The 17,392-nt window shown below is 43.8% G+C and carries 13 protein-coding genes; 11 read left to right on the top strand and 2 right to left on the bottom strand.

Features of this window, described 5'->3' with window-relative positions:
- Positions 1-256: 256 nt before the first annotated feature.
- The 4 genes from G9Q97_RS11525 (at position 257) to G9Q97_RS11510 (ending at position 4,472) form a co-directional block, all read left to right on the top strand.
- Positions 257-688: a hypothetical protein gene (locus tag G9Q97_RS11525; protein WP_166146967.1), complete on the top strand. Its 432-nt coding sequence runs from the start codon at positions 257-259 to the stop codon at positions 686-688.
- Between the two features lie 6 nt (positions 689-694).
- A complete protein-coding gene (locus G9Q97_RS11520; protein ID WP_166146966.1) occupies positions 695-907 on the top strand; it encodes a DUF3820 family protein in 213 nt (70 codons plus the stop codon).
- A gap of 95 nt (positions 908-1,002) precedes the next feature.
- Entirely contained in the window at positions 1,003-3,378 is a 2,376-nt protein-coding gene (locus G9Q97_RS11515) for a TonB-dependent receptor (protein WP_317168753.1), read from the top strand.
- 131 nt (positions 3,379-3,509) lie between these two features.
- Complete coding sequence (locus G9Q97_RS11510; RefSeq protein WP_166146964.1) at positions 3,510-4,472, top strand: DUF4625 domain-containing protein; 963 nt, start codon at positions 3,510-3,512, stop codon at positions 4,470-4,472.
- A gap of 470 nt (positions 4,473-4,942) precedes the next feature.
- Here G9Q97_RS11510 and G9Q97_RS11505 read toward each other — a convergent pair whose 3' ends face one another.
- Positions 4,943-5,149 carry a hypothetical protein gene (locus G9Q97_RS11505; protein ID WP_166146962.1) on the bottom strand — a complete coding sequence of 69 codons (207 nt, stop codon included), beginning with the start codon at positions 5,147-5,149 and terminating at the stop codon, positions 4,943-4,945.
- A 334-nt stretch (positions 5,150-5,483) separates the two neighbouring features.
- Positions 5,484-6,008, bottom strand: coding sequence for a hypothetical protein (locus G9Q97_RS11500; RefSeq protein WP_246255625.1), 525 nt, complete (start codon positions 6,006-6,008; stop codon positions 5,484-5,486).
- Between the two features lie 232 nt (positions 6,009-6,240).
- Here G9Q97_RS11500 and G9Q97_RS11495 point away from each other — a divergent pair, with 232 nt between their 5' ends.
- The 7 genes from G9Q97_RS11495 (at position 6,241) to G9Q97_RS11465 (ending at position 17,212) form a co-directional block, all read left to right on the top strand.
- Positions 6,241-7,833 (top strand): ATP-dependent DNA ligase, encoded by a 1,593-nt coding sequence (locus G9Q97_RS11495; protein ID WP_166146960.1) that lies wholly within the window; start codon positions 6,241-6,243, stop codon positions 7,831-7,833.
- Positions 7,823-10,267, top strand: coding sequence for a ligase-associated DNA damage response DEXH box helicase (locus G9Q97_RS11490; protein ID WP_166146958.1), 2,445 nt, complete (start codon positions 7,823-7,825; stop codon positions 10,265-10,267). Before G9Q97_RS11495 ends, G9Q97_RS11490 begins: the two co-directional genes overlap by 11 nt.
- An 83-nt stretch (positions 10,268-10,350) precedes the next feature.
- Positions 10,351-11,475 (top strand): PQQ-dependent sugar dehydrogenase, encoded by a 1,125-nt coding sequence (locus tag G9Q97_RS11485; protein ID WP_246255624.1) that lies wholly within the window; start codon positions 10,351-10,353, stop codon positions 11,473-11,475.
- Between the two features lie 100 nt (positions 11,476-11,575).
- The gene (gene betA / locus G9Q97_RS11480; protein WP_166146956.1) at positions 11,576-13,246 is read left to right on the top strand and encodes a choline dehydrogenase; all 1,671 of its coding nucleotides are present in this window, start codon (positions 11,576-11,578) and stop codon (positions 13,244-13,246) included.
- Positions 13,246-14,721, top strand: coding sequence for an aldehyde dehydrogenase family protein (locus G9Q97_RS11475; protein WP_166146948.1), 1,476 nt, complete (start codon positions 13,246-13,248; stop codon positions 14,719-14,721). The genes betA and G9Q97_RS11475 overlap by 1 nt, the downstream gene beginning before the upstream one ends.
- A gap of 123 nt (positions 14,722-14,844) precedes the next feature.
- Positions 14,845-16,245, top strand: coding sequence for a sodium:solute symporter family protein (locus G9Q97_RS11470; protein WP_246255622.1), 1,401 nt, complete (start codon positions 14,845-14,847; stop codon positions 16,243-16,245).
- A gap of 4 nt (positions 16,246-16,249) precedes the next feature.
- Positions 16,250-17,212 (top strand): nucleoside hydrolase, encoded by a 963-nt coding sequence (locus tag G9Q97_RS11465; protein WP_166146946.1) that lies wholly within the window; start codon positions 16,250-16,252, stop codon positions 17,210-17,212.
- The last annotated feature ends 180 nt before the right edge of the window (positions 17,213-17,392 follow it).

Here is a 17,392-nt window from a genome sequence, read left to right as displayed (position 1 = left end):
ATTGGAAAAATAATTTTTAAAATTACCAAAAAATACATTTGCAAAAAATCAAACCAAAGAAAGATGAAAGATAATTCCAAGATAGTATATAAAATGGGAGAAGAGCTTATATGGCCTTCCATTGGAACGATCCCAGTTAACCTACACCAAATTGAGTGTAGAAGTAAATAATTTTGACATAAAGACCTGCTTTTTTAATGGTGGACTGGTTTTTTTTTCTTTATTTAGACTTTTGTAAAAGAAAACCATTAAAAATATGACCACCGGATTCCAACACCTACATTCCTATCTGGCATACCTCGTACTGGCAGGAATTATCTTCAGTTTTATTTTAGCACTTTTTGGAGCTTTGAGCGGAAAGGAATTTGGGGAAAAAGACCGTAAATTTGGATTGATAGGAATGATCCTGGCACATATACAATTATTAATAGGCATTGTCTTGTATTTTTTAAGCCCTTTGGGGTTTTCAAATCTGAGTGGGGATGCCATGGGAGATAGCTTGAGCCGCCTATATGCCTTGGAGCATCCTTTAATTAATATTTTGGCAGTAGCCCTGATCACCATTGGCTACAGCAGGGCCAAAAAACTAACAGAAAGTAGAAGCCGCTTTAGAAGCATTTACATGTTTTATGGAATTGCTTTCATTCTTATTCTGAGCAGGATCCCCTGGAATGCCTGGTTGAATTAATAACTTATGGATCAAAATATCCTCCTGGACCTGGTATCCAAGAAAATGCCTTTTGGGAAATATAAAAACAAATTGATTTGTGATATCCCTGAGCATTACCTGATCTGGTTTAAAAGAAAAGGATTTCCAGAAGGAAAATTGGGCATTTGGTTGGAAACCATGTATGAAATCAGACTCAATGGCCTCGAACATCTTCTTGACAGACTCAAAACTAAATAGGAGGCAACTGGTCTTCCCCTGCCATATTGTTGCAAGAATAGATATTTAAGGATACCTTTGTAACCGAATTTCGGTTTAAATCATCCTTCAGATTTGTGAAAAATTTCTTTCTATTCTGTTTTTGTCTATTTCTATTCCCCATTATTTTAGTATTTGCTCAAGAGAAGCAAACCTATACTGTAAAAGGAAAGGTAGTAGATGAATCAGGTGAGCCCTTGCCCGCAAGTATTCTGGTACATGAATTAGGAAAAGGGACTGCAGCATCTTTGGATGGCACATTTAGTATAAAAGGACTAAATCCTGGGAGTTACCACTTGCACATTACCCATATTGGGTACAAATCACTGACCAAAACCATTAATTTGGAATCAGAAGATTTGGAACTCAATTTTACTATGGTAGAAACTGCCATTACCTTGCAATCCCTTACAATAGAAGCCAACCCCTTTAAGAACGGACCCATAGAGCAATCCCAAACCATCGAAGTTGTGGACCGCGATTTTATTGAGAAAAACAATTCAGGCACTTTCTCCAATGCATTGGAGAAACTTCCCGGCATCAGCACCATCAATACCGGAGTGGGAATCAGTAAACCCGTCATCCGCGGCATGAGTTTCAACCGGATCATGGTCAATGACCGGGGGATCAAACAGGAAGGACAGCAATGGGGGGCTGACCATGGTCTAGAAATCGACCCTTTTGATGTAGATAGGGTGGAAATTGTCAAAGGGCCTGCCTCTTTGATATATGGATCAGATGGCATGTCCGGGGTAATTAATATTTCTCCAGCTCCACTTCCGGAAGAAGGTACCATTCAGGGGCATTTGATCAACAGTTACCGAACAAATAACAACATGCGCAGCCATTCTGCCATGGTGGAAGGGAATGAAAATGATTTTGTTTTCAAGGCTCGGGTTACCCTACAGGATTTTCAGGATTACCGGGTGCCTGCGGATCGATTTGTTTATGCCGGATTTGAATTACCTGTCTATGACAACCGACTAAAAAATACGGCAGGAAAAGAAAGACATTTTTCCTTCATGGCCGGTTTGAGAAAAGATTGGGGTAAATCCACCTTAACCATTAGTCAATTTAACCAAACAGCGGGAATATTTACAGGGGCTGTAGGTATTCCAAACAGTTACAACCTCCGGCACAATGGCTCCTATAGCAATATTGAGTATCCCAGACAGGACAATATGCACTTGAAGGTCATCTCCAATACCAATATACAATTGAATAAAAACTGGTTGGAAATTGACCTGGGCTATCAAAGAAACAACAGGCTTGAAGAATCCTTGCCACATATTCATGGTGTCGGCCCCACACCAGAAGGAAATCTTGCCCTGGCCCTGTTTTTGGATACCTATACCGCCAATGTCAGGTTCAACTATCACATCAACCAGGACCATCAATCCATCATAGGTTTCCAATCTTCATGGATGGAAAATCACTTCGGGGGTTTCGAATTCCTACTTCCAGATTTTCAATCCCTGAGTTCCGGCCTGTTTTATTTCCATGAATACCGTTGGAAAGAAAACTTTATCGTCAACGCAGGTCTACGTTTGGATGGAGCCATGCACGATATCCAGGCCCACTATCAACCCGTTTATGACAATTCCCTTAATCCAACAGGAGAAACCACCCAACGTAATCCCGACATCAACCGAAATTTCTTAAACCTCAGTGGCTCAACGGGATTATCCTGGATTATTGATGAAAAAAACAATTTCAAGCTAAATCTGGGAAGCAGTTACCGCATCCCTACTCCCATAGAATTGGCTACCAATGGTGTACATCATGGGAATTTCCGACATGAAGTGGGAGATGCCAATCTGAATAGCGAACGGAGTTTTCAGGCTGACTTGAATTATACCTACTCCAAAGAAAATTTTCTGGTAGGGTTTAGTCCTTTTATCTCCTATTTTGATGGTTATATCTACCTTGCCCCTACCGGCCGGTTTTCCACTTTACCAGCTGCCGGCACCCTTTGGGAATACCGGCAAAACAATGCCTTTTTTTCTGGCGCTGAATTAAAGTTGCAATGGGTTCTTTTCAAATCATTCAAGGCTACAATGGCAGCTGAGTACGTTTACAACTACAATCTGGATAGTGGACTTCCTCTGCCCCTGACCCCTCCAGCAAGCTTGATTTCAGGTTTGGAATGGACCGTACCAGCCGGTTTTTCACGCTTTTTTAAAAATGGATATATATACCTGGAATACAGGCAGGTGGCAACTCAGGAAAGAGTAGATAGAAATGAACGCATCACAGATGGTTACGGCCTGCTGGAGGCTGGTCTGGGTTGGGAGATCCCTGTCGGTAAGCAAGATTGGAAACTTCAAATCAGTGGTCAAAACCTCCTGGATACATTTTACTACAACCACCTCAGCAGATACAGGTTGCTCAACCTTCCTGAACAGGGAAAAAATATCAACATCAACCTGAAAATCCCTTTTTCTATTAAATAAGCCTAATTTATTGTTTTCAATTTTAGGAAGTTTGCCTGATTTATTTTATAATTGCAACATTAATGCATTTGCAATCATATTGTACAAGTAATAGTTCTGCAATAATTTAACTCATATCCATAATGATTAACATGAAATTTAACAAACCAACGTACTTAGTTTTGGGCCTTGCATTTGCTTTTCTGCCTGCTTGTGAACCGACAGAAGAACAACCCAACGACCTGTCTGCACCTGTTATTGACCATGCGGAAGGTAGTGATCATATAGAACCAGAAAATGGGGAGGTTTATGGGGTAAACTCAGATCACATGAATATTAGGTTTTCCGTTGAAGATCCTTCCGGTATTGGCCAGGTAAGGGTGAATGCACATGCCAACTTTGATGGCCATAGTCATGGCAGGATAAATAATAATTTTGTACGCCTGGACATCAACAATATCTTCAGTCCAACAGCAGAAAATCCTGCCTTCAGGTTTCCTGAAGGCAGTACCCGAATCAATATCAATGCTTCCGAGACCGATATTTATTGGGCTGGATCCAATTCAACTTTAAGCGGTCCTGTAATTGCCGGATCCTATGATGTCGGCATCGAAGCAACAGATATTTTTGGAAACCAGACAGGTTATGATGATGCCAGTAGCTATATTGCAACCATCCAGATAAGAACACCCTATGCCCCTGCCATTTCCATTTCAAACCTTCATGAAGGTGAACTGGAAGCAGAAGCTGGAACGCCTCTGGAGGTTCAGGGATCTGTCGCCAAAACAGACCATGAATTGAGTGCTCCTATCACATTTCTCTGGATAAGGATGGCTGAAGAAAGTCATGATGAAGATGGAGATGATCATGATGGGCACAACCACCGGGTTGCTGAAGGAGATTTCTACGACAAGATGTGGGGAAGTTCTGCTTGGTTAGACGAAGGAAACGGACCGGATTTGCCACACAATGAAATGTTGGACCTGAGCAAAATATTGACAGGAGATGATGCCATAATTGTTCCTGCAGGTGAAGATCATTTGGATTTGATCATTAGAGCAGAAGACAGCAATGGCAATACAACAGAAGAAATTTTTACCATCCATGTAGAATAATTGATTGAAGGTTTTTCATTTCATCTGTTTATAATTTGATTTTTAATGGTCAGATGCCCGCCCGGCTGACGCCAGTCGGACTGGGAATCTTTGACGATTAAAATAATCATTGCCCTGTGTGTTTAATGATGATTTTAATCATATCGATTTCATGTGTCTATAATTTGTTCTTTAATGGCCACCCCGATTTGTCGGGGCAGGCTATGGAATCTCGCATGGTTGTTAGTCGTCCCAGTGTGTGTCGCCTCCGACATGCTCGATTTCATCGGCTTTTAATTTGTGTAATAATCGGTCAGATGCCGTCCTGTCAGCAGACAAGGAACCCCGCATGCTTAATAATCATCTCAGTGTGTGACTTTCTCGTCATGCTCGATTTCTTCCGGAATGAAACTAGAAAGCGCACCCATGGGGATGCGCTTTCTTTATTATAGTTATTGGCCTAGTTAATATTGTTTGTTAAATAATAATTATCATTCAACAATAATTTTTGTGTGTGGTAGTTCAAGCAATTGGTTCAGGTAGTTTTTTTCAGTAAAAAAATTGTCTGTCCAGGAAAAATTTCCCATACCTGACAAAATAGCGTCCTTAGCTTCATTGTCAAAAGCAAGCGAATTTCCATTCTGACTTATCAGAAAGAAAAAAAGAATTATAGCCAGGTATTTGAAGGATATTTTCATAATTCATTTTGTTTAATAATTACAGAACTAGAGTTGAACAAAAATGTTTGGGAAGAAGAAAAATAATTCCAAAAAAGTTTTTTCTCTTCAGTTTGTAAAAATTTCTCTTTCCTGTTTACCCCTTTATGGACTGCAAAGGAAACAGGTCCAGGATGAGCTGCGACCAAATAAGAATGTGAGTAAACAAAATGTAAACGCGTGCCTAAGGAATTCCTAAAAAATCATATCTACACCCAAAATCTTGAATTGATGGGCTTATATAGCTGAGCCCATGTAAAAAGTGGGGAGTATGTCTTATACAAAGCCGGAAATCAGAACACCGAATTAATGCTTATTAAAATGATTCAGCAGGAAAATAAGGAGAGCAAAGCGTTAATTGCTCTGCATTAAAGGCTTCCCTGGAATTATCATTCCTGCCGATATTTCCACTTACCAGAATGATATTGTAATCCGGGCCCTGGTCTGCCAGGTGTACTTTTATGTGTCCGTCAAAATCATTTATGGCCTCCAAATCAAACTCCTTTCCATTGGATAGTTTTCCGAGAACAGTCCTGCTTTCCAGTGTTCTGCTGTCAATGGGGTTCAAGGCATGTGCGATTGGCGCATCACCCTGATCAAAACTCCCAAAATGAAGGTGACCTGTATAGAAATACGGATCATTGGATTTATCCCCAAAAAGTTGGACTAGCAGTTCCACCTCTCCGTTTGCAAGAACCTGAAAGGTAGCTTTTCCCTCAAAATTAAAATCACTGGATTGATAAAGGTCATAAGAAGGACCTACATCATTTACCAGGTTTTCTTCAGGTTGGCAGGAAATAAATCCCAGCAACACCAACGCAAATAGAAAATTAATTTTCATATTTTTAATAATTATTTTAGCGGCCATTGCCCTTTTTATTGATGGAATTATAAACTTGTATCTGTCTTCAGACAGTTAGTTGCTTAATAATCATCTTTTTGCGTGACATTCCCCGCATGTTTGACCTCATGACCTAACTGAGTATTCATCCATTTCTAAACGAATAGGTGCCTTTTTTGGTTTATCAATAATAAGATTTTATTGCCTTTTCTGACGAATATCATCCAAATTAATGAAAAGATTTTCAATTTTATTCAGTCAGCTCGACCAAACCAACAAAACAAGAGATAAACTCAAACTCCTGGAAAACTATTTTTCGGTGGCTTCTGATTTGGACAAGCTGTGGACGCTCGCTCTGTTTACACACAAGAGGCCCAAAAGGACGGTAAATACCAGACAATTGAGGGAATGGTGTTGCGAGCTTGCTGGAATTTCTCCCTGGCTTTTTGAGGAATCCTATCAAACTGTGGGCGACCTGGCTGAAACAATCGCTTTATTGTTACCCATAGCCAAAAAAAGCGCTGACCAGCCCCTACATTACTGGATAGGCTTCCTGGCGTCGATCAAGGATAAAGAAGAAACAGCTAAAAAATCTGCCATTCTGAAGGCCTGGGGGGGATTGACCAAAGAGGAAAGGCTTGTTTTCAATAAATTGATCACAGGCGGTTTTCGCATTGGTGTTAGCCAAAATCTGATTACCCGTGCTCTGGCGAATACCTATGGCCTGGAAAAGACAGAAGTGGCCCACCGCATCATGGGAAAATGGGATCCCTGGACGGCAGACTTCAATGCCATGCTATTGGAACCTGATCTTTCTGATAACCTGTCCCGCCCCTACCCTTTTTTCCTTGCCCATCCCCTGGACCAAACCAATGAGTTACCGGGCAACAGAGCGGAATGGCAGGTAGAATGGAAATGGGATGGTATCCGTGGCCAGGTCATAAACCGCAAAGGAGAAATTTACATCTGGTCCAGAGGGGAAGAATTGCTTACCGATAAATTTCCCGAATTGAAAGTCATGGCAGAAAATTTACCTGAGGGCACCGTTCTTGATGGGGAAATACTACCCTTTGAAAATGGTAAACCCCTGCCCTTTGCCCTGTTACAAACCAGGATAGGACGAAAGCAGGTGAACAGCAGCCTGATGAAAAAGGCCCCTTTGAGCTTTATATCCTATGACCTGCTGGAGTGGCAGGGGGAGGACATCAGGCATTGGCCTTTGAAAACCAGAAGGAAACAATTGGAAAAACTAGTTGCGGACTGGCCTTCCGAAAAATTAGAAATCTCAAAACTTATAGCATCTGAAACCTGGGAGGAGCTGGCCGGTTTTCGGGAACAGTCGCGGGAGGTCAAAGCAGAAGGCTTGATGTTGAAGCATATCAATTCTCCTTATGAAACGGGCAGGATAAGAGGAAGCTGGTGGAAATGGAAAATCGACCCTTTAACCATAGATGGGGTGATGATTTATGCGCAAAAGGGCCATGGAAGGAGGGCAGATCTTTACTCAGATTATACCCTGGCCGTATGGAAAGGAAAAGAACTCATTCCCTTTGCCAAGGCTTATTCCGGACTTACCGATAAGGAAATGAAAACCGTGGACTCATTTGTGAAAAAAAACACCAAAGAGCGGTTTGGCCCTGTGAGAACCGTGAAACCTGAATTGGTTTTCGAAATAGCGTTTGAAGGGATCCAGGAAAGCCCACGACACAAATCAGGAATTGCATTGAGATTTCCAAGAATTCACCGATGGAGAAAAGACAAGCCCATTGAGGAGGCCAATACTCTGGAAGATTTACAACTACTTTTGGAGAAGTATGGAAAATAGATGGGCAGAAGAGTGGTTTACCAGCAAGGGCTGGGAGCCTTTTGATTTCCAAAAAGAATGTTGGAAGCAATATCTGGAAGGAAAAAGTGGCCTGCTAAATGCTCCTACAGGATCTGGAAAAACCATGGCCCTATTTATTCCGGTATTGATGGAATACGTTCGTAAACACCCAAAAACATGGAATAAACCAAAAAAAAATGGTCTGCTGCTGATTTGGATTACACCACTCAGGGCGCTGGCACAGGACATACAGCAGGCCATGAAACAGGTTTGTGAAGAAATGGGCATTCCCTGGCAGATTGGGGTTAGAAACGGCGATACCAGTACTGCTGAGAGGCAAAAACAGAAAAGGTCCATGCCGGAATGTCTGGTGACCACACCTGAAAGCCTTCATTTACTTTTTGCCCAGAAGGACAATCACCAAATTTTTAAGGATTTGCAGACGCTTGTCGTGGATGAATGGCATGAATTGCTCGCCAATAAAAGGGGAGTTCAGGTGCAATTGGCCCTACAACATGTCCGCACGCTGGCACATGAACCGTTGAAGGTATGGGGCATTTCAGCAACAATTGGTAACCTTACTCAGGCACATGAGGTTTTATTGGGGAAATCCGCCCCAATACTCATTGTCCGGTCTTCAATAAAAAAGGATATCCGGGTAAAATCCATCCTTCCGGATGAAGTAGAAAAATATCCCTGGGCCGGGCATTTGGGGGTAAAATTATTGTCTAAGATCCTTCCTATCATTGCGTCCAGCCAAAGCGTACTGCTTTTTACCAATACCCGTTCCCAAACTGAAATCTGGTACCAGAAAATTTTGGAGGCCAAACCGGAATGGGCAGGAATTATTGCCATGCACCATGGCTCACTGGACCCGGGAGTCAGGGCCTGGGTAGAAAATGCCTTGCATGAAAAAAAGCTCAAACTTGTGGTCTGCACCAGCAGTCTGGATCTGGGGGTAGATTTTCGTCCAGTGGATACCGTCATACAGGTAGGCGGTCCAAAGGGAGTAACCCGCTTTGTGCAAAGAGCAGGAAGGGCAGGTCACCGTCCCGGAGCCAGAAGCAGCATCTATTTCGTGCCTACCCACTCCCTTGAATTGATTGAAGCCAGTGCCTTGAGGCATGCCATCGAAGCCGGCCAATTTGAAGAACAGGTACCATTGGAAGATTGCTATGATGTGTTGATCCAGTTTTTGGTCACCCTCGCAGTCGGTGAAGGTTTCTTACCGGAAAAAATTTTCCCGGTGATCAAAAAAGCACATGCTTATGAAGGGTTGAGTACTGAAAAATTTGCCTGGCTGTTGGAATTTGTCACCATAGGAGGAAAAGCCCTGGGTAGCTATGAGGAATTTTCAAAAGTTGAGATTCTTTCCGACGGCTTACACAAGGTAACCAATAAAAAAATAGCCATGAGGCACCGTCTTTCGATGGGAACCATTGTCAGTGACCCCATGATTCAGGTGAAATACATGACGGGCGGTTACATAGGTTCTGTGGAAGAAAGTTTCATTAGCAAGCTCAAAACGGGAGATGTATTTTGGTTTGCAGGCCGAAGCCTTGAATTCGTAAATATCAAAGAAATGAAGGCCCAGGTAAGGAAATCCAAAAAGAAAACCGGTACCATCCCCAGGTGGATGGGGGGAAGGATGCCCCTGTCATCCAGATTGGCAGCACTTATTCGGGATGAACTCGACAAAGCAGCAAACAATCAATTGAGTGCCATTGAACTCCGGACCATAAAACCCATATTACAGCTACAGCAATCTTTGTCCAAAATCCCCGACAAGAAATCTCTTTTGATTGAAACCTGCAAAAGCAGGGAAGGATACCATGTATTTATCTTTCCATTTGAAGGCAGGTTTGTCCATGAGGTACTTGCGGCATTGGTGGCCTACCGAATAAGCGTAAGCCATCCGATCAGTATCAGTATTGCCATGAATGATTATGGATTTGAATTGCTCTCCGATAGTCCTATACCCATCGGGGACGCTCTTGAAACTGACCTGTTTTCTCCTGAGAATTTGATGGAGGATGTATTTTCCAGTATCAATGAAAGTGAAATGGCGCGCCGGCGATTTCGGGAAATTGCAGCCGTTGCAGGCTTGGTATTTCAGGGGTTTCCCGGAAAAGGAATCCAAACCAGGCACTTACAGGCCAGTTCAGGTATTTTGTATGGCGTATTTGAAACCTATGATCCGGATAATCTGCTACTGGCTCAGGCAAGAAGTGAAGTGCTAAACATACAAATGGAAAAAAGCAGGCTGGAGAAAGTTATTCAGCGGATCAACCAACAAAAAATTCTGCTGCTTAATACCGTGAGGATAAGTCCTTTTGCCTTTCCTATTATGGTGGACAGGCTTAGCAGAAACAGCCTGAGTTCTGAAAAAATAGAAGACCGAATTCAGCGCTTACAAGCCGAACTATTGGCTTAAAACTTGTTTTGGAGGGATTTTAGGCGTAAATTAGAACTTTATTTGTCAACATCATTTATTTCTTTCCATTTATACCGAACCTTATGAAATCGACATTTCTTGCAGTGATAATGACTTTTCTATATGTGGCCTGTATGGGCCAGACTCCTCCCAATGGCCCTGAAGTTACCGAGCCAGAATGGAGCAATTATGACATCGAAACAGTTGTAGGTGATTTGAAACTGCCTTGGGGTTTGGCTTTTTTACCGGATGGCAGCATGTTGATTACCGAAAGGTCCGGTGAACTGATCCACTTTAAAAATGGTGAAAAAACCATGATAAAAGGGGTACCGGAAGTAAGGGCCAAAGGTCAGGGTGGCCTTTTGGATATTACCCTTCATCCGGATTATTCCAGCAACGGGTGGATTTACATGTCTTATTCCTCAGAAGAGGGACCAGGTGATGGTGCGCATACGGCCATCAGCAGGGCAAAATTACAAGGAAATCAATTGACCAATCTTGAGGTCTTATATAAAGCTACCCCAAATACCGAAGCCGGGCAGCATTATGGATCCAGAATTGTATTCGACAAGGACGGTTACATGTTCTATTCTATTGGGGAGAGGGGCAATCACCAGGAAAACCCACAAGACATTACGCGAGATGGTGGCAAGGTATATCGTTTGAAGGATGATGGAAGTATACCTGAAGATAATCCCTTTGTCAATGATGCGGCTGCAAAAAAAGCCATTTATTCTTATGGTCACAGAAATCCTCAGGGAATGATCCTGCACCCGGAAACAGGTGAAATTTGGGTACATGAACATGGCCCAAGAGGGGGTGATGAAATCAATGTGGTAAAAAAAGGAGCCAATTATGGCTGGCCGGAAATATCTTATGGCATCAATTACAACGGAACCATCCTGACGGAGGATACCGCCAAACCCGGAATGGAGCAACCCCTCTATTATTGGGTTCCTTCCATTGCTCCAAGTGGTTTTGCCCTGGTAACAGGAGATAGGTATCCAGCCTGGAAAGGAGACCTCTTAGTGGGTTCCCTGAGTTTTGCCTATCTGGAAAAACTTACTCTGGAAGGCGGGGAGGTAACCAAAAGAGAAAAAGTCATTGATGGCATGGGGAGGGTCCGAAATGTAGTACAGGGACCGGACGGTTATATTTATGCGGGCATAGAGGGCAAAGGCATTGTGAAAATCGTTCCTAAAATTTAGATTTAAACAGCATTCGTATAAATTACCCGTTTTCATCAACTAAGAAAAAGGAATATCCGAAAAAATTCCAAAACTTGTTACCAGTTACAAATTTTAAATAATGCCGAACGATAAGTATGATTTTATCATCATTGGCGGCGGCTCTGCCGGAAGTGTGTTGGCCAATAGATTGAGCAAAGATCCTAAAAACAAAGTACTCGTTATTGAAGCAGGAAGGCTGGACCATGGCTGGGATTTCAGGATCCACATGCCTGCAGCACTTACCTACCCCTTGAGTAATAATTTTTACAATTGGGGATACGAATCGGACCCCGAGCCATACATGCACAATAGAAGGATCTACCAGCCAAGGGGAAAAGTGCTGGGCGGATCAAGTTGTATCAATGGCATGATTTATATTCGAGGCAATGCCCTTGATTATGAAAAGTGGGCGCAAGACGAAGGGTTAGAGGCCTGGAGCTATGCCCATTGCCTCCCTTATTTTAAACGCATGGAAAATCGGCTGATCGGGGGGGATAGTTACCGGGGTGAAGGCGGCCCATTGCACCTTACCACGCCAAAATGCGATAATCCCCTTTTTGATGCATTCTTTAAATCTGTGCAGGAGGCAGGCTACCCATTGACCGAGGATGTAAATGGTTACCAGCAGGAAGGATTCGGGAAATTTGATGCCACTATATATAAGGGTAGGCGCTGGAACGCTGCGCGGGCATATGTGCACCCTGTAATGGATCGCAAAAACCTGACCATCAGTTTGAAATCAAATGTTTCTAAAATCCTGTTTGATGGTAATAAAGCAATTGGTGTGACCTTTTCCAAGGGAGGAAAAATGCATACCGCACATGGCGGTCAAATCATTTGTTGTGGGGGAGCCATCAATTCCCCTCAGGTATTGCAACTCTCCGGGATTGGTAACGGGGAAGAATTGACAAAATTAGGCATTCCTGTAGTAGCCGATCTCAAAGGAGTAGGAGAAAACCTTCAGGATCACCTGGAGGTTTATGTGCAATGGGCAGCTAAAAAGCCGGTTAGCCTCTACCCTTCCCTGAAATTTTACAACCAACCCAAAATCGGTCTGGAATGGCTTTTCAATAAAACGGGCGTTGGAGCCAGCAACCATTTCGAAGCCGGTGGATTTATCAGAGGCAATGATGAGGTGGCCTACCCCAACCTGCAATATCACTTTTTACCCATTGCCATCCGTTATGATGGTTCGGCTCCCAATGAAGGACATGGCTTCCAGTTGCATGTAGGGCCTATGAACACCGATGTCAGGGGACATGTGAAAATAAAGTCCGATGATCCTTCGGAATACCCCAGTATTCTTTTCAATTACCTGTCCACCGATCAGGAAAGAAAAGAATGGATAGAAGCCATACGCTGTACGCGCAAACTGATCAACCAACCTGCTTTTGATACCTTGAGAGGAAAGGAAATTTCACCTGGTGATGGTGTTGACACCGATCAGAAAATTCTGGACTTTGTTGCCAGAGAGGGGGAAAGTGCCTACCACCCCAGTTGTACCTGTAAAATGGGTTATGATGATATGTCTGTAGTAGATAGCCAGCTAAAGGTTCATGGTGTTTCTAATCTGAGTGTGGTGGATGCTTCTGTCATGCCCCATATTACCAATGGCAACATTTATGCACCGGTGATCATGATTGCAGAGAAAGCTGCTGACATTTTGCTGGGAAATACCCCCGAAGCACCACAAGAGGTTCCTTATTACAAACATTCACCTAAGGTGGAAAAAAATCAGTTTACCCATTAATGGATTTACTTCATCAATTCATCAATGGCCAATGGGTGCCGGCAAAAAGCGGAGCCCAAAGGTCCATCCAAAATCCCTTTGACCAAAAAGTCATTGCTCATGTGACGGAAGGTGACCGGGAAGATGCCAAAGCTGCTATAAAAAGTGCCCAAAATGCATTTTACCAGGGAGAGTGGTCAAAAATATCTGCCACAGAACGTGGTAAAATGATTTATGAGTTGGGAAACCTCATTGAGGCCCATAAAGAAAAGCTGGCAGAACTGGAAACCCTGAATACGGGAAAAACCTACACCGAAAGCCTGTGGGACATGGATGATATTGCGGGGATTTTCAGGTATTACGGCGGACTGGCCGATAAGCAGGCCGGAGAGGTAATAGCCAGCCCCAACCCAAATACGCAAAGCCGTCTGGAGAGGGAGCCGGTAGGCGTAGTAGGGATGATCTGCCCCTGGAATTACCCTTTATTGCAAGCCGCCTGGAAAATTGCTCCGGCACTGGCAGCAGGATGTACGCTGGTCATCAAACCCAGCGAAATAACTCCTCTGACTACCATTGAATGGACCAGATTGGCATTGCAGGTCGGTTTTCCCCCTGGGGTGATCAATACCGTACTGGGTCCGGGTCATTCAGTAGGTGCAGAACTGGCAGAAAATCATTCCGTAGACATGATCTCCTTTACGGGTGGGGTGCTGACTGGCAAGAAGATCATGCAGGCCGCTGCCGGAAACGTCAAAAAAGTAGCTCTGGAACTGGGAGGCAAAAATCCGCATATCCTTTTTGAGGATGGCGACTGGCAAACAGCCATAGATTTTATCCTCAACGGTGTTTTCTTCCATGCCGGACAAATTTGTTCTGCCGGCACCAGGCTGCTAGTTGCTTCCGGTATCCATGACCAGGTAGTCTCCTTATTGGAGCAAAGAATCCGAAATATCCGATTGGGAAATGGTATGGATGAAAAGACCCAAATGGGCCCTTTGATCTCCGCTGACCAATTGCAAAAAGTCGAAAATCATGTTCAAACTGCGGTTCAGGAAGGTGCCAAACTGCTCGTTGGGGGAGAAAGACCGGAGGATCCGGGTCTAAGAGAAGGTTTTTTTTATGCACCTACCCTATTGGTCGGATGCGAGGAAGACATGCGCATTGTACAAGAGGAAGTTTTCGGACCTGTAGTACATGTGGAAAAATTTGAGACGGAAGAAGAAGCCATTGAAAAATCCAACAATACCATTTATGGCTTGTCCGGAGGTTTTTGGTCCAGAGATCCCGAACGCATCGATCGGGTATCCAAAGCCCTGCGTTTTGGCACTGTATGGGTCAATGATTTCAACGTGTACTTCACCCAGGCGCCATGGGGAGGATACAAACAATCCGGTCTTGGAAGAGAACTGGGCCATACTGGCCTGGAAGAGTTTCAGGAAATCAAACACATTTACCAAAATTTTAACCCCCAGCCCATAAATTGGTTTGGGAAGTAAAACTACAATATCATCGATACCAGGACGCTAGGCATTTTCGTAACCCTTTTCTTTTACCTGATCATTCTGCTTACTGGATATTATGCCAGTAGAAAAGAATCGGGAGATCAAAGCTCGCAAGGCATGTTACTGGCAGGCAGGCGGATGCCCGCATGGATAGGGATTTTTACCATGACAGCTACCTGGGTAGGTGGCGGCTATATCATCGGCACCAGCGAGGCAGTATATGACAGTGCCCGGGGGCTGGTCTGGGCCCAGGCTCCCTGGGGATATGCACTGAGTTTGATTTTGGGCGGTTTGTTTTTTGCCAAAAAAATCAGAAGCTTTGGTTTCACCACCTTTATCGATGTCTTTGAAAACAAATATGGCAAAAAGACCGCCGCTGTTCTTTTCATCCCCGCTTTGATAGGGGAAATTTTCTGGAGTGCTGCTATATTGGCTGCCCTGGGAATTACTTTCGCCACTATATTTGGCCTGGATCTGGAAACTGCCATTCTGGTATCGGCGAGTATTGCGGTGGGCTATACCATGCTGGGAGGCCTGTGGTCTGTAGCCTATACCGATGTAGTGCAACTCGCATTTATTATCATTGGTCTGGGCATCAGCATACCTTTTGCTCTGGATAAAATCGGCGGATTAGAGCAGGCCATGGTGCTTTATGATCAAAACATAGCCAATGGCTTTACCTTATTTCCATCCTTAAATGCCTTCACTGGCAATGATCCGGATTGGGGAAACGGGATATGGGTTTGGCTGGACTTTGCCTTGTTGCTGGTCATGGGAGGCATACCCTGGCAGGTTTATTTCCAACGCGTATTGTCATCCAATTCCGATAAATCCGCTGTGAGGCTTTCCATATTTGGTGGGATTTGTTGCGCCCTGATGGCCATACCTGCCATATTTATCGGAGTAGCGGGTGTTGGTTTTGATTGGAGCACAAGCACCCTGGGAACAGCTCCCGAAGCCACCATGGTCCTTCCCTATGTACTACTGGAAATGACACCTCCTTTGATCGCAGCCCTTGGACTGGGAGCAGTTGCGGCGGCGGTAATGTCATCTGTGGATTCCTCTATATTATCTGCCGCCTCCATGTTTACCTGGAATCTATACCGCCCACTCATCAAACCTGCCTGTACCGACAAGCAAATAAAACTAACCATCCGTTTGGCTATTTTGGTAATTGGGGCCGTTTCCACCTGGCTGGCCCTGACGCTTCAAAGTGTGTATGAGCTTTGGTACCTCTGTGCCGACCTGGTCTATGTGGTACTGTTTCCCCAATTGGTATTGGCGCTTTATTTCAAAAAAAGCAATCAATATGGTGCCATTGCAGGAATTCTGGTAGGCTTGATTTTGAGGTTTGGCGGTGGAGAACCCATTTTCGGTATAGAACCCTTCCTACCCTACCCAATGAATGATCCTGTTGCTGGCATACAGTTTCCCTTCCGAACCTTTGCCATGTTGACCAGCTTGTTATCCATTGTATTGGTATCTTACCTGACTCATGGAAAGGTCAAAGAAAAATAGGCTAATGAAAAATTTACTCCTTTCCTGGCTTTGCCTGATTTGCTGTGAATTGACTTTTGCCCAAACCGAAAAGGTCATCCTGGACACTGATCTCGATTCGGATGTAGATGATGTGGGGGCAATGGCCATGTTGCATACCCTTGAAGATCATGAACGGGTAGAAATATTGGGCATCATTGTTACCAGTGATGATCTTCATGCTCCACTTTGTGCCGATGCCATCAACCATTATTTCGAAAGGCCTGAGATTCCCATAGGAGTAGAAAAAGGAATTGCATTGAGAGAATTCTCCAAATACACCAGGTCGATTAGCCATTCCTTTCCAAAGCGGCTAAACAAGTATGCCGATGCGGAAGATGCAACCCGGCTATACCGTAAACTCCTGGCAAAAGAAGCAGACAGCAGTGTAACCATTGTCACCATAGGTCATTTGACCAATCTGAAGCATTTGATCCAGTCTGCTCCTGATGATATCAGTAAACTCTCAGGTCTTGAACTGATCCGAAAAAAAGTAAAACTATGGGCCTGTATGGGCGGACAATTCCCAGTGGGCAAAGAAGCCAATTTCTACAGGCCTGACCCGGAATCCACCCAAATCACAGCGGAGCAATGGCCGGGCAGGGTGATCTATTCCGGATGGGAAATCGGCAATGAAATCATTACCGGAGGAGACTATCTTAAAAAATCCCTGAAATCGGATAGCCCCGTCTATATGGGTTACGAATTGTACAATGACTTTTCGGGCAGGCAAAGTTGGGACCAATCTATATTGCTGTACCTCATCTCACCAGACAGCTATTGGGAGCTAAGCCCCAAAGGAATGGCAATAGTTCATGATGATGGCAGCAATGGGTGGAAAACGGATAAAAACGGGCAGCAGCAGTACCTCATGCCCAAAACACCTCCCACAGAAGTTGCCAAAATAATTGATGCCTTGATGGTAGGCCATTACAGGGCTGGATTTTAAGGATATGTTTTGAAAGTAAATTCAATCCAGGTAAGTCAGTCGATTCCTGTAAAGCCCTATAAACAAAAAGGCCGGAGTTTCAATTTTCATGAAACCCCGGACAAACCCTACATTAAAAAATAACCAACTAACCAAAATTCCTTCAAAGCTTTTACACTTTGTCCATTTTTCCTTTTTCCA

Origin of the sequence: Cyclobacterium plantarum, assembly GCF_011290685.1 — a bacterium.
Classification (GTDB): Bacteria; Bacteroidota; Bacteroidia; order Cytophagales; family Cyclobacteriaceae; genus Cyclobacterium; species Cyclobacterium plantarum.
This window is presented reverse-complemented; position numbering and strand designations above follow the sequence as displayed.

What these genes read in the sequence shown, in the direction of transcription:
- G9Q97_RS11525 (WP_166146967.1), top strand. Translation starts at nt 257, where the DNA reads ATGACCACCGGATTCCAACACCTACATTCCTATCTGGCATACCTCGTA.
- G9Q97_RS11520 (WP_166146966.1), top strand. Translation starts at nt 695, where the DNA reads ATGGATCAAAATATCCTCCTGGACCTGGTATCCAAGAAAATGCCTTTT.
- G9Q97_RS11510 (WP_166146964.1), top strand. Translation starts at nt 3,510, where the DNA reads ATGAAATTTAACAAACCAACGTACTTAGTTTTGGGCCTTGCATTTGCT.
- G9Q97_RS11505 (WP_166146962.1), bottom strand. Translation starts at nt 5,149, where the DNA reads ATGAAAATATCCTTCAAATACCTGGCTATAATTCTTTTTTTCTTTCTG.
- G9Q97_RS11500 (WP_246255625.1), bottom strand. Translation starts at nt 6,008, where the DNA reads ATGAAAATTAATTTTCTATTTGCGTTGGTGTTGCTGGGATTTATTTCC.
- G9Q97_RS11495 (WP_166146960.1), top strand. Translation starts at nt 6,241, where the DNA reads ATGAAAAGATTTTCAATTTTATTCAGTCAGCTCGACCAAACCAACAAA.
- G9Q97_RS11490 (WP_166146958.1), top strand. Translation starts at nt 7,823, where the DNA reads ATGGAAAATAGATGGGCAGAAGAGTGGTTTACCAGCAAGGGCTGGGAG.
- G9Q97_RS11485 (WP_246255624.1), top strand. Translation starts at nt 10,351, where the DNA reads ATGAAATCGACATTTCTTGCAGTGATAATGACTTTTCTATATGTGGCC.
- betA (WP_166146956.1), top strand. Translation starts at nt 11,576, where the DNA reads ATGCCGAACGATAAGTATGATTTTATCATCATTGGCGGCGGCTCTGCC.
- G9Q97_RS11475 (WP_166146948.1), top strand. Translation starts at nt 13,246, where the DNA reads ATGGATTTACTTCATCAATTCATCAATGGCCAATGGGTGCCGGCAAAA.
- G9Q97_RS11470 (WP_246255622.1), top strand. Translation starts at nt 14,845, where the DNA reads ATGTTACTGGCAGGCAGGCGGATGCCCGCATGGATAGGGATTTTTACC.
- G9Q97_RS11465 (WP_166146946.1), top strand. Translation starts at nt 16,250, where the DNA reads ATGAAAAATTTACTCCTTTCCTGGCTTTGCCTGATTTGCTGTGAATTG.